Origin of the sequence: Ruegeria sp. (genome assembly GCF_965221235.1) — a bacterium.
In the GTDB taxonomy this organism is placed as follows: Bacteria; Pseudomonadota; Alphaproteobacteria; order Rhodobacterales; family Rhodobacteraceae; genus Ruegeria.
On record NZ_CBDCRS010000005.1, the window covers coordinates 66,387 to 80,203 of the forward strand.

Annotated in this window: 8 protein-coding genes and 2 pseudogenes; 4 read left to right on the top strand and 6 right to left on the bottom strand. The window is 53.3% G+C overall.

Annotated features, from left to right (window positions below; all coding sequences use genetic code 11):
- Positions 1 to 176: 176 nt before the first annotated feature.
- The 5 genes from ACOQOY_RS21000 to ACOQOY_RS21020 form a co-directional block, all read right to left on the bottom strand.
- Complete coding sequence (locus tag ACOQOY_RS21000) at positions 177 to 1,382, bottom strand: glycosyltransferase (RefSeq protein ID WP_420587336.1); 1,206 nt, start codon at positions 1,380 to 1,382, stop codon at positions 177 to 179.
- A 16-nt stretch (positions 1,383 to 1,398) separates the two neighbouring features.
- A complete protein-coding gene (locus ACOQOY_RS21005) occupies positions 1,399 to 3,348 on the bottom strand; it encodes a hypothetical protein (protein ID WP_420587337.1) in 1,950 nt (649 codons plus the stop codon).
- A 924-nt stretch (positions 3,349 to 4,272) separates the two neighbouring features.
- Positions 4,273 to 5,421, bottom strand: coding sequence for a UDP-galactopyranose mutase (glf, locus tag ACOQOY_RS21010; protein ID WP_420587526.1), 1,149 nt, complete (start codon positions 5,419 to 5,421; stop codon positions 4,273 to 4,275).
- Positions 5,422 to 5,430: 9 nt separating this feature from the next.
- Positions 5,431 to 6,321: a hypothetical protein gene (locus ACOQOY_RS21015; RefSeq protein WP_420587338.1), complete on the bottom strand. Its 891-nt coding sequence runs from the start codon at positions 6,319 to 6,321 to the stop codon at positions 5,431 to 5,433.
- A complete protein-coding gene (locus tag ACOQOY_RS21020) occupies positions 6,318 to 7,118 on the bottom strand; it encodes a glycosyltransferase family 25 protein (RefSeq protein ID WP_420587339.1) in 801 nt (266 codons plus the stop codon). The genes ACOQOY_RS21015 and ACOQOY_RS21020 overlap by 4 nt, the downstream gene beginning before the upstream one ends.
- Before the next feature lie 551 nt (positions 7,119 to 7,669).
- On the opposite strand from ACOQOY_RS21020, the gene ACOQOY_RS21025 reads away from it, so the two are divergent.
- The 4 genes and pseudogenes from ACOQOY_RS21025 to ACOQOY_RS21040 form a co-directional block, all read left to right on the top strand.
- On the top strand, positions 7,670 to 9,448 hold the full coding sequence (locus ACOQOY_RS21025) for an ABC transporter ATP-binding protein (protein WP_420587340.1): 1,779 nt from the start codon (positions 7,670 to 7,672) through the stop codon (positions 9,446 to 9,448).
- A gap of 526 nt (positions 9,449 to 9,974) precedes the next feature.
- Entirely contained in the window at positions 9,975 to 11,483 is a 1,509-nt protein-coding gene (gene istA / locus ACOQOY_RS21030) for an IS21 family transposase (RefSeq protein ID WP_420587341.1), read from the top strand.
- Entirely contained in the window at positions 11,480 to 12,283 is an 804-nt protein-coding gene (istB, locus tag ACOQOY_RS21035) for an IS21-like element helper ATPase IstB (RefSeq protein ID WP_420583779.1), read from the top strand. The genes istA and istB overlap by 4 nt, the downstream gene beginning before the upstream one ends.
- Before the next feature lie 215 nt (positions 12,284 to 12,498).
- Positions 12,499 to 12,848: pseudogene (locus ACOQOY_RS21040) on the top strand (helix-turn-helix domain-containing protein); the annotation flags it as partial.
- A 26-nt stretch (positions 12,849 to 12,874) separates the two neighbouring features.
- Here ACOQOY_RS21040 and ACOQOY_RS21045 read toward each other — a convergent pair.
- Positions 12,875 to 13,773: pseudogene (locus ACOQOY_RS21045) on the bottom strand (IS30 family transposase); the annotation flags it as partial.
- Between the last annotated feature and the right edge of the window lie 44 nt (positions 13,774 to 13,817).

The window sequence follows — 13,817 nt, forward strand, 5'->3', positions numbered from 1 at the left end:
GTCTTTGGAGGAGCAACAGTTGCATACCTGCAGTTTACTTTCGAACATTCTTGATTTCTTTCGGTCAGGTACTCAGCTTAGAGTGAAGGGATTTCTTTGAGTTACCAGGACAGTGGGCCCTTTTACCCCGGTGAGGCACAATCGCATATCAACTGTGAAGCCCCGGAAGCAAATATTCATTTATTTTGCTCAATCAGTTTTTGGTAGAGGCTGATGTAAGATTTGCAAACGTCATTGTAATCATGCCCGTTTACGGCTGCTTTGCGACAAGCGACCCGCGTGGTTGACAACTTTTCTGGTGACAGGTTGCGTAGGTAGCGCGCAACAGGCTCGATGTCGCCGTTGGACAGCACACCGGTAACGCCGTTCTCTACCAGCTCTGGAATGCCGCCACTTGCGAAGCCAGCAATTGGTGTACCCGACGCGAGACATTCGAGAACAATCAGCGGACAGTTTTCTTCCTTTGAAAAGACGAAAGTAGCATCGCACAAGCTGTACAACTCCGCGCGGGTTTCATCATCTTTGACGAAACCAGCATGCACAATGTTCAAACCCTCAAATAGATCTGCCGCGAGAGAAGAATAGCGCCCGACCAACACAATCGTTGGGTTCTTGTCTTTCAGCTGGTTGGCAATTTCGGCGACGGTTTTTGGCCCTTTGCGGCTATCTCCGAGATGGCTCGCGGAGAACAAATAAACAGGGCGTCCATCATCGGGAATGCCATGTTTGGCACGTAATTCCGTTACTGCACGTGGGCGAAATATTTCCAGATCGACACCGTTCGTGATGAAATGTGCCTTTTCTTCGGGCCAGCCTGCGGACTTATACTGCTCAAGCATCCAATGGCTCGGCGCAGAAAAATGAACGTTGGAGTTTTGTAGTTTCTTACGCCTGGTATGCAGCGTCTTCACCCTGTTTTTTCGAGTTTGTAGCGGCCAGTCACCCAAGCGCGGGCAGTATTGGCAGGTAGAATGAAATTGTGTGCAATCCCCGGGGTATAGGCACCCCGCAGTGAAAGGAGAACAATCATGGAGTGTCCACAAAACCGGAGTTTTCCGAGCGATCCAGCTGACTGTTTCGTGTGACAGAGTGGTGGACAGATCGTGCATATGGACGATATCAAAATCTTGCCTCAACTTCCGCACCGTTGAAGACAACAACTCGAAAGCATTGTGGTCGCGATAGCCGCGTTTTCCTTCGATTTTCTTCAATCTACGGATGAGGCTTCCGGCATTGCCGTAGAGCGGATGCTCAGCACCGTCTTCAGCATTAAAGTGACTAGCCGAGTACCCCCGCTTGGCAAGATGCCTCGTTATCTCAGCTGCAACGGCGCTTGCTCCTCCCCCGCGAACGTCGCTTTTACTGACTAAAGCTACCTTCAATTTTTGACCTCCGGTATCAAATTTTGGGGAGTTTCTTTTTTTTCCTGACAAAATTTACACGCATACGGGTAAACCTTCCAAGACTGGCGGAATAAGCCTCTGGCCATCTGCTACTTTTGACATTCCTATGATGAGAGTTTTTTTCACCAATCATAGTCAGGCTTTCACCGATGTCATCACCGATGCCTGAGAAGACACGAACCTTGGCAAAACGCGCAGCGTCCTGCTTAGATGGTTTTTTCAGAAATTCCCAGACATCTTCACCGTTATAAGCTCTGGCAAGGTTTTTGATGTCTTCGTAAGATAGTTTCTCCATTAAACTCTTGATGGCCTGGATCGCACCTTTTTGAATAAACTGCGCAGTTTCAATTGCGGAGCTTTCTGCGTCGGACAGATCAAAGCTTAACCACTTGTAGTTATCCCCGCTCTTCGCCACTGAATAAACGCTGCCGTGATCCGCAGAGAAAAAGAACTCCAAAATGTCGCGAAATCGACCAATCATTTCGGCTTGGTGTGATTCCATCCCGTTCATACAAGTAAAGGCTTCGTGAGTGTGCCCTCTACGCTCAAGAATATCGATCGCGTCCCAACTCGTGCCCACGTAGAAACCCACTAATTCGCTTCGGTCTCCTAGGCAATCCTTGATGGCAGCTTGAAGGCTTCCGCGCCAACCCAGATCTACCAAGCCGGTCTTCCGATCCGGTGGGAATGCACTCTCATAGTAATCGGCGATAATTTCGCGCTCTTGCTCAAACGAACGCAGGAGAGGGCCGGAGTTTTCGGAAAGGCTTTGAAGGAATTTGCGGCGGGATCGCCGGTCTAGTTTTTTATCCGGGTCAAAGCCCAAAGTGGACATGTGTTTTTCGATGTGAGCGGAAGTTCTAAGCTTCGCAAAAAAGCCTGAAATTGTATCAGAGCTATCCAGAGTAGTGTGCAAGAAATTCTTGATGACCTCCGGCCGTAGTAAAGTGAATGGCAAGGTCGTCATGCGCCTAGAAGCCGCAACGTATGAAGTGTTCCACCCGTTGGGGTGTAATATGTCAAAGACCTTTTGAACAAACTGCCCATCCCGCGCTAAAAATGCGAGATCCCTGATCTCGTGTTTGCTAGCATTGTCGGCCAGCCAGAGGCAGAACGCGGTGGCGAATGGTGCCAGGACGGTTGCGCCAATCATTTCAAAATAGCGCTCGTCACTGAAATCACTGATTTCTGCGCTTTCCCGGCTGTAGCACTCCGCTTCCAAATATTGTGCCGAAAATGCCTGCGAAAGAGGGTGACTGCCAAAAAAGGCAAACGTGTTGTTCCTTGGTTTTTTTACCTTTGACATCAATGAGTTGCTGGGCGTGACGCGGTAGGTTGTAAGGCCCCGCATTTCAGCCATGCGGATGTCTGGATACCAGTTATCCCCAATATGCATAATCTCCGATGGGTCAGTCTGGAAGTGATCGATTACAAGATCATAAGCACTGCCGTGATGTTTTGACTTTTGCGTTGCGCTTGACAGGAACAGTTTTTCATATCCAGTTACGCCTACATTCTTGAGAATGTCTTCGATTACGCTCTGTGGTAAGTACATGTCCGAAGTCACTACAAAGCGTCCCCCGGTCGTTTTCATATGCTCGAGGAATTCCTGCCCAAAAACTGAGAGTTTGATAGCTCGCATTTCAGCAGCAATTTCTTTCTGAATCAAAATGTTTGTTTCTTCTGCAGAGCATCGACAAAGCAAGCGAAAACACTCGTAAATCTCACTCAAGGAGGTTTCTTCTCGCCCATCTGAAGACGCACCATGTCGAGCAAGTGCTTCTGCTTGCACTCTGTAGTCTCGGAACGCTTTGGTGGTTTTCTTTACGTCGGGATCATATTCCATCCCTTCAAATACATCGATTGGTGTTTTGGCGAGGCGGAAGACAAGCGTATCAAATACGTCAACTGAATAGAGCTTGATATTGGAGTTTGCCGAAAACACAGATGCGAGCCTATTTTATAAGTGCTTGGTTTACGGTTGCATATCGCATGAAAGATGAAGGGAGCCAACTCGAATCTGTTGGTTTGCGTCGCAACGTGTCGTCTGTCGTTTTTGGAGTTTATACATTTCGACATAGGCGCCTAAAGTACGCCTTTGGCTGTCCTGTCTGAATACTTCGCCGCAAGCCCAAAAAAAAGAAACAGCCGCGCATATCTCGAAATGAAAAATAGCAGGGCAATTCGGATGTCTCGTTGGTTTGCTGCGAGCAGATGGGCGGATACTTGCTCATCTTTTAGGCAAAGACCGTAACGCGCGCAATTGGCAATGACCTGCCCCGGTGCCTCCCTGAATCATGGAAACGACCCACGGGTTTAGGATTTACTCTATTAATCATCAGTTTGTTTAAGCGCGCAGCGCATTTATCCTTCAATGCGCCAAAGCGTCCGATGGTTCTCCACGGTCGGATGTGTAGAATCTCTCAGGTAGAGGTACGGAGCCAGTGTTTGTGACATGGGCTCACCTGTTTAAGGCGCTTCAGATGCGCAACCTTTTGCGACCTCTTGTGGCTCCATTGGCTTCCAGCTCGGCATTCACTCGAAGATTGTTGCGAACATCCTTGTTCGCCTAGAATGTCTGTCCGATGGCGTGAGAGTTCTCTTAATTTAGCGGTTTCGTTACCGCCATATTGGCCACGTCACAGTTAGGAGCTCTGCTCGACCGTTTGGTCCTTTCGGACCGTTTCGCAATCCGCTGAAACTTAGCGAAATTGTATTGGATATTTTGCTTGCACCCCACTGTGAAGTTCCTATCTTTCTAAGCTAAACGACGCGTCTATACCATGAAGCATTTGGCAACAACGCGGTGTGCGTCTGCGCAAGATGCCAATGGGACTCGCGTTTCAGATACCGCTTTCAAACCCAAAGCTTAAAGAACTGATACAAAAAACGGCTTCAGACTGTCCCCGTCGGATATCGCCTTTAGCACGGCCCCCGCCGTATTCAGTGACTCGCGGATTGTCACATCCATATCCAGATAGCGATATGTCCCCAAACGTCCGACAAATGTGACATTCTCTGCCGTTTCAGCCAGCGCGACGTACTTGCCCAGCAGAGCCTTTTCCTTCACCTGCCGGATCGGGTAATATGGGATGTCGCCCGGCTCTGCCGCGCGCGAGTACTCGCGATAACACACCGAACCCTGATGCGTTTCCCAAGGGGAGAAATGTTTGTGCTCGGTTATCCGGGTGTACGGAACCTGTTCCTCGCCGTAGTTCATCACCGCGCAGCCCTGATAGTCGCCGTCATAGGTGAAGCGTTCGAAATCCAGCGTGCGATAGCCCAACCGCCCAAGTTCATAGTCGAAATAGCCATCCAGCGGGCCAGAGTAAAAGACGTGATCAAAACCGTCCACCATGGCTCGGCTAAAGGTGGTCGACAGCTGCACCGTAATACCAGGGTGATCCAGAATACCAGCAATCATCTCGGTATAGCCGTTTTCAGGCATGCCCTGAAACTTGTGGAAAAAGTAGTTGTCGTCGTAGTTGAAACGAACCGGCAATCGCTTGAGGATCGACGCGGGCAGGTCAGAGGGGTGACAGCCCCATTGTTTGATCGTGTAGCCTTTGAAAAAGGCCTCATACAGATCACGGCCGACAAAGCGCATGGCCTGCTCTTCAAAGCTCTGCGGGTCGATGATCGAGGTATCGGCCTGTTTTTCCGTGATAAAACGGCGCGCTTCGTCCGGGCGCAGGGTCGTCCCGAAGAACTGGTTGATCGTATGCAGATTGATCGGCAGCGAAAAGACCTGCCCGCGTGAGGTCGCTTTGACCCGGTTCTTGTAAGGCAGGAAATTTGCGTAGCGGTTCACATAATTCCAAACGTCTTCGTCATCCGTATGAAAGATGTGCGGCCCGTAGACATGGACCATGACACCGGTATCCGTATCCCGTTCAGTGTGACAATTGCCGCCGATATGGTCCCGGCTGTCCATCACCGTGACGTCGTGCCCCTGTTCTGCCAGCTCGCGGCCGATGACCGCCCCTGACAAACCTGCGCCGACCATCAAGAATCTCATCGGTTTCATTCAGAGCCCATCCTGCCTGAGGGCAATCGTCGTCATATCCAGCGGTTTGATCAATTGACGTCGGGCGATCTTGAATATCCCGGACCGGGCTTCGCTGGCACTGCGGAAATTAGCCAGAACCGACAGCCAGGCGCGGCACATCCGCCAACCGACAGGAATACGGCCCGATATCGGTTGCCCGCCCTGCACGACGGCAGCAAAAACAATGGGCACGGTGCGACGGGACAGATCGAACATCTGTTTCAGAACCGCTTCTTCCTCTTCGGAACTGAGGTTGTCGGACTCCGCCATGGCAACTTTCAGGTTCTTTCCGATCGGCCGTGTATGGTGCATCGCGATCTGGTCCAGAATGGCGGTTCTAAAGGCTCCGGCCTCGGCCCAGCGACACCAGATATAGTCCAGCCCATAGCCGCTCATCGTGCCTTGGAACAGTGGCAGCGCTTTTTTCAGGACATCCAGATGCAGACACGGAGCCATGATTTCGATGTAATTCGTATACCGGAGTTCAAATCCCGGGCATTGGCTGAACACGAAATGTGAAAAATAGCTTTCGGGGCTGAGCGAAGGTTGGGCAATGCGCAACCCGTAGAATTCCATGCTGTCAAACAGGGAATTCACATCTTCCGCACTGATATCCAGATCATCGTCGGGCAGCCAATAATAGTCATATTGATCCAGATCCCGGTCCATAAGTGTTTTGTAAAGACCATCCCACTTGCCACCTTTGACCAGTACGGCCTCGACCCCCGGTTCCGGCACAAACTGCTCGAAAGCCTCGTCCGAAAAGAAGCTGATCAGCAGATCGTATCTGCGCTGTTCATAGGGAATGTCCTGCCACCGATGGTGCAATGACTTGCTGCCCGCTCGGACAACCACAAGATTTCTCTTCATATACGGTTCCTGGCCTGACCATCGGCCCGCAACAAGGGCCCCAGCCCTTCGATCATGTTTGGGTTCAGAGGATGGCTGAGCCGTCCATGCGTATATTTGGCCTGATAAACCAGGTTGCGCGCAAACCGGGTCAGGGGCGATCCCCGCTTGGCCCGATTTCGGCAAGGCTCGATTGTGCTGTCGACCTCATCGCGTTCGGCAACCATCTTCGCGCCCAAGGTCAGGATGGGTACGTTGTGTTCCCAGTAGAATTTCAGGTCGATATCAATCGGACGCGCAATCGGTTTGGTCGCCTCCAGCAGGCGCGCGGCAGCGCGGCGGCCGATGATATAACCGGTTGTTCTGGGCGGCAGATGATCGGACAGAATAAGGTCCTGATCGGCCATGGATGCGATGACCTGACCTGTGTTTCTTGAAACACCGTCCAGCTTGATCATGACGTCTTCAAAACACTCACCACATTGAAAGAGTTCGTCAAAAAACGGTCTGGGATCCTGAACGAATGTGGCATCATCTTCCAAAACAAGGCTGATGGGGTCCGGAGAATTCGCGATTTCCTGCCACATCTGCCGATGCCCCAATGTGCAGGCAACTTCGTTGCGGCTGAGGGGGCGTTTGAACTTTGACCGGTTCATATCCGCGTCGTAGAGATCGCCCAACCCGGACTTGTCCAGCTGGTCGCCCGGGATTGCATCGAAAAACCTGTGGTGCAGGCCGAGACGCTCAAGCTCTTTCTCGCAGAAACGGCGCCGCTCTACGTCTTTTGGCAAACTCAGAATGACCGTCTTTATCGACACTTATCTATGACCAACAGTTAATTTACGCGTTACTATTCACCGCGATTACCAACCACAAGGGTAAAAGGCCGCCTCGCGAAACCATGCAGCAGCAGGGTGTTCTATTGGCGAAGAACCGCTCACAATCCACTTATAGTGTCACAATAAGACGATCCGCTCACAGGGGAAACAGTTTTTACCCCGGTATCAATGCCCCTTTCTGAAAACACGGGGAGAGTTTTTCGGGATTTCCCCCAGTTATCCGATAACGCTGATTCCATTTACCCGAATGGGTCACTTTCACACCAAGCCATTGAAATTGATACATTTCAATCATGCCACACCTTGCGCTGAGACCTGTTGCTACCTTCAGTCCCCGTCGCCTAGAACATATTCACATTTTATATTTCATATTCCTATACTTGCACAGCCCGGCGTCAGAACTTATCTGGCTGAGGCCCTGAACAGATGTTGAAATGGGCAACACTGTCGCGTCGCTTGATCTGCCCTTTAGACAGGAACGATAATAGGCTATCTGAGCGAGCGCATGGTTTCACGATTTGGAGAATGCAATGATTAAGCGCGCCTGGACTGAATGGCGATCCGGCTATATGGGCCGCCTTCTCAGCGAGAGCTTTTTTTCTCTGGGCCATCTCTATGCTATTGCCATCGTTGCCATGATCGCTGTTGCGGCGACCACCGCTGGCTCTGCCTTTATGATGGAATACATCGTCGATGCCATGACCAGCCCTGACATGAGGGACTGGGCCGTCTTCATCGCTTTGGGCGTGATACTCCTGTTTTTGACCAAGGCCCTCGCCTCTTACGTGCAGGCCATCTACCTGGCCCGTGCGGGTAACCGCATCGTCGCTACACAACAGGACCGTGTTTACCGCAAGCTGCTGCGTCACGGTGTGTCATTCTTTTCCCAGAATGAATCCTCGGACCTGCTGATGCGCACCACAAATGGTGCGCAGGCAGCGCGCAGGCTGATTGATGTCATTGTGACTGGGTTTGTCCGCGATGCTCTGACGCTGGTGGGCCTTGTGATTGTCATGGTCTATCAGCAACCCGTGCTGTCAGTAATGTTCTTTGTTGTCGGGCCAGTGGCTCTGCTGGGCGTGCGGTATCTGCTGAAAAGCGTTCGCGCTATCATGCAGGCAGAGTTCAAGTCGCTGGCCGAAATCATCCGAGTCCTGCAAGAAACATCCGCGGGTATCAAGGTGATCAAAGTGTTCTCGCTTGAAGACCGGATGATCAACCGAATGGAAACCGCGATCCACAAGGTTGAAGAGCGGGCGAACGAAATTGCCCGTCTGCAATCCATCGCCAGCCCGTTGATGGAATTTTTGGCTGGTCTTGCTGTGGCCGGTGTTTTGATTGTCAGCACTCTTGGGATCGCAGGAACCGAGCAACCCACTGCCGGTCAGTTGATGTCCTTTATCACCGCGCTGCTGATGGCGTATGAGCCCGCCAAACGCCTGTCGAAAATGCGCGTTCAGATCGAGGCTGCAATGGTCGGCGTGGGCTTGCTGTTTGGCCTGCTGGACCAAAAGGACACGATGCAGGAAGACCCCGAGGCCCGCGACTTGCTTGACGGCCCAGGCGAGATTGCACTGCGCAATGTCACCTTTGGCTACAACGGTTCTGTGTCGGTCATTGAGGACATGAATGTGACCTTTGAAGCCGGGAAAACAACCGCTCTGGTTGGCCAGTCCGGAGGCGGCAAGTCGACGATCTTTGGCCTGATCATGCGGTTCTATGACCCCGACTCAGGTAGTGTGGAAATAGATGGTCAAAACCTTCAAGAGGCCAGCTTTTCGTCGCTCCGGCGCAAAATCTCTTATGTGGGTCAGGACACATTCCTATTTTCGGCCAGTGTGAAAGAGAACCTACGCTGTTCGGCACCGGACGCAACGGATGAAGAAATCATCGCCGCCGCCAAGGCAGCGCATGCACATGAATTCATCTGCGATCTGCCCAATGGCTATAACACTAATGTCGGCGAAAACGGCGCGTTCCTGTCCGGCGGCCAAAAGCAACGTATCGCCATCGCCCGCGCAATTCTGCGCAATGCCGAGATTTTGCTGTTGGACGAAGCAACCAGCGCTCTGGATGCGGAATCCGAGGCTCTGGTGAAATCGGCTTTGGATGCGCTGACCAAGGATATGACAACAATCGTGATCGCGCACCGTCTGTCCACGATCCTTGAGGCCGACAAGATCATGGTCGTGCAGGATGGCAGCGTTGTCGAACAGGGCAATCTGGATGAGCTGATGGAGATGAACGGCCAATTCCGCCACCTGTTCGACCAGCAGTTCAAAAAACGCGAAACTGAAACCGCCGAGTAAATCGGCAGACACGGGGCGCGCGGACAGCGTCAAACAAGCCAAACCGGGGCAGCGTAGCAGCGTACATGGGCAAGCGGCAATATCAGGTTGTGTTGGACTATATCAAATCGCGCCTCACAGGGCCGGACCTGATCTCTCTGAGTGAGCCGATTTTGATTTGTCTGGCATTTAATTGAAATTTCGATCTCCACACCGATGTGATGCCGTTGTCTGCGACACATCCGGCTGAAATCCATGTGCTTTAAGTGGTCGTTATTAGTGTGAGAAGACCAGCCACAAAACCACTGAAAATTTCTGTGCTGAAAGTACTCTTGAGAAACGCGATTTTTGTCGCGTCTGATGAGCGACAACCAAGTTGACCGGCACCGACAGCCAAGTTGGCCGGTGGCTTGAACCGGAATGAGGGCGGAGCCCGATTGGAGGTTTGAGCCACCGGATCGGCCCTTTTGGGAGGGGTACGGGGTAGGTGCTGGCCGCTGTGGCCCGGTAGGTTGGAGACCTCTGAACGTGAATACGGAGGTTCCGAATGCCGGGGAAACCCGTCACCGACCAGCAAATGAGATTGTACATGTCCGACCGACCCTTTCATAACCAACGTGTTGCCGCAGCCCGTGCCGGTTTCAGCGAACGCACCGGGCGCAGGATTGAAGCAAACCCGGTACTGCCTTCGCAGCGCAAACCAGTCCGTGGTCGCACCGTCCCTGATCCTTTGGAGGCTGTGTGGCAGCCTATCCTGATCCCGCTCCTCGAACGGGATTCTTCCGTGCAAGCTGTGACGTTGCTCCGTCATTTGCAGATGCTGGATCCTGACGGCTTCCCCGATGATCGGGTCCGGCGGACGCTGGAACGACGGGTTCGGGAGTGGCGCGCCCTGCATGGCCCCGAGCGCGACGTGATCTTTCGCCAGTCCCCGGAGCCAGGGCGTATGGGACTGTCGGACTTCACCGATGCGACTGAACTCGGCGTGACAATCGCCGGTCATTTGCTGCTTCATCGGCTTTTCCACTTTGTTCTCGCCTACAGCGGCTGGGAGCATGCCGCGCCGGTTCTGGGCGGGGAGAGTTTCACGGCACTGGCTGAAAACCTTCAGAATGCGCTCTGGGCACTTGGGGGCGTGCCGCAGGAGAGCAGAACCGACAGCCTGTCGGCCGCGTATCGCAATCTCGACAAGGATGCGACCAGGGATGTCACCGAACGTTATGAGGCGTTCTGTCGGCACTATGGGATGGTCGCGAGCCGCAATAATCCCGGCGAAGCCCATGAGAATGGCGCGATCGAAGCACACAACAATCATCTCAAGGTGGCTTTGGATCAGGCTCTGATCCTGCGGGGATCGCGGGACTTTCCCGACATCGATGCCTGGCGCCGGTTTGTCGACGAAGTTGTCGCCCGCCGCAACCGCCGCCGTGAGGACAAGATAAAAGTCGAGTTGCAACACCTCAAGCCGCTGCCCACGCAGCGCACCACCGACTTCACCGAACTTGTCGTGCGTGTTGTCAGGACCGGAGGTTTCCTGGTCCACAGCGTGTTCTATTCCGTGCCCTCGCAGTTCATCGGCCAGCGCTTGCGCGTTCACGTCTATGACGACCGGATCGAAGCCTATCTCGGGGCCACGCATGTGGTCTCCCATCCCCGCATGCGCGGGCGCAAGGACGGTAAACGTATCCATAGCATCAATTACCGGCATGTCATCCATGCCCTGCGTCGCAAGCCTCAGGCTTTGGCAAATTCCGTCTATCGCGACAATCTCTTCCCCAGGTCCGAATACGCTGAGGCCTGGAACCGCCTCTCCGAGGTTTTGCCCCGCAAAGAGGCTTGCAAACGCATGGTCGATCTGCTCTGGCTGGCCCATAGCGAGAACTGCGAGGCAGACCTGGCCGCGCTGATCGCCGGGGACTTTGCAAATGGCGCATTGCCAGATGCCAAAACCCTGCGGAAACAACTCCTTGGGTCACGCACGGAATTGCCGGAAGACCGAAAGGTCAGACTGACGGATCTGTCCAGCTTCGATCGCTTGCTGGAGGTGCGCACATGACACAGGTGTCCAAACCACAAACTGTCGATGTGCACGCCTTGCCCGCCCTGTTCACCGCTTTGCGTCTGCCCAGCTTCCAGCACCACTGGGAGCGCTTCGCGCAACAGGCCGATACCGAGAACTGGCCTGCAGCCAGGTTGCTGGCCACTCTAGCCGAGATCGAATTGGCTGAGCGCGAGGAACGCCGCATTCGACGCCACCTGGGCCAATCGGGCCTGCCCGGCGGAAAAACCCTGGCCACATTCGAGTTCAAAGCCGTACCTGAGCTGTCACAAGCCCGGATCGAGGCGCTCGCAGCAGGCGACTGGGTTGAAACCGGCGCCAATCTGATCGCCATCGGAAACTCCGGCGCGGGCAAGACGCATATTCTTTGCGCCATAGGACATGCTCTGATCGAAGCCGGGAATCGCGTCCTCTACACGCGAACAACCGATCTGGTACAGAAACTTCAGGCTGCCCGGCGAGATCTCGTGTTGGAAACTGCACTGGCCAAACTCGACAAATTCGATCTCGTCATTCTGGACGACATCACATATGCCCAGAAAGACCACGCCGAAAGCTCTGTTCTCTTCGAACTTATCGCACGGCGCTATGAAAACCGAAGCCTTGCGATCGCTGCCAACCAGCCATTCAGTGCATGGGGCAAAATCTTCCCCGACCAAGCTGTTACCGTCGCAGCCATCGACAGGTTGGTTCATCACGCCACGATCCTCGAGATGAACTTCGAAAGCTACAGGCGACGCTCAGCTGAAAATCAACGTCGGCCAAAACAAAAATCCACCGGAAAAGCCAAAACCTGAAGGAGAAGCAAACCAGACCATAAACACGTCATGAACTGCGGCTAAAACCGGACAACGAGGTTGTCGCTACCGGACAAAATGGTTGACGGCGTACACGCGTCTTTGGCTGAACTTCGCAAAGTAGAAGTTGATGCGCACTGCAACCTAAAGTGTAAAGCACACGAATTGATCTGACATTTCTGCTCTCTTTGGAGCGCAACAAGGTGTGTCGATCAGTGACAAGCATTCATGAACAGATCATCAAACCGAAACTCGGACTGTTGGAACTGGCCAAGCCGCTCGACAGCGTGAGTCAGGCGCGCAAGGTCATGGGCTATTCTCGGGACAGCTTTTACCGGTTCAGGGAATTGTACGAACAGGGCGGTGCGGGGGCGCTGATGGACTTAAGCGGCAAGAAATCGGTCCCGAAGAACCGCGTGCCAGAGCACGTGGAAAAGGCCGTGATCGAATTGGCTATTGAGAACCCGGCTCTTGGGCAGAAACGCGCCTCCTGGGAGCTTCAACAGCAGGGCATCCTAGTTTAGTCGTCGGGGTGCGGTCGAATTGGTTGGGCAATGACCGGGAGTGTGAACGATAATTGAAGCGCGATTCCTATTGACGAGCAGGGTAGGGTTGTCGACCCATTTCCTCCATCATCTTTTCCCTGAACACCTCGGCGGGTGTCGTCGATCCCAGACATTTTCAGGGCGTTGCGTTGAGGCGGTCACAGATCATTTTCAATTCATGATCTGAGATCGCCGTGATGTCGCGCTTACGGGGAAGCCAGCGTCCGACCCTGCGATTGGTGTTTTCGATAGTTCCTTTTTGCCATGGAGAAGATGGGTCGCAGAACCACGTTTGCGTTCCGATCTCGGCTTGAAGGTGCGGCCAACTGACAAATTCGGTTCCGCGGTCGAAGGTGATCGATTTGCGCGCCAGGTGGGGCAAGTCGCGGACGGCTTTCATGATCTTGCCCATCACGGGTTTGGTGCGCTTGTTTGGCTTCTTCTGAAGCACCATGAACCGGCTGACGCGCTCGACAAGCGACGTGACATTTGATTGTCCAAAGCGTTGTTTGAACAGAACAAGATCAGCCTCCCAGTGGCCGAACTGACGGCGATGAGCAACGTCGTCGGGGCGAAACAGGATGCTGACGTCGCGGTCAAACTTGGGCGCTTGGCGCTTTCTTGCCCGCCGGGGGCGACGAGACTTGCGATGCTCGGGCAGATACCACCAGAGCTCCTGGGCCATGCCTTCCTTAGAATAGATGTATTGGTAGATCCTTTCCTGACAAACGCGCAGCTTTGCACCTTCGTAGATCATCCGGTTGCCGATCTGCTCAGGTGTCCAACCTTGCTTTATCCGTGCCACGACGTTCTAACAGAGATCAGGATGACGGATCAGTTTGCGTTGTACAGATCGGCGTTTCTGCGTCTGTTGATGTTCCGCATGACGAAGTAGCCCGCGTACATTTTGGCAAACGCATCATCATCCCAGAAATTGCGTTTTAATACTACAGTTGCGCATTGAGGCGGGACTTTCGATGGGCTCTGGC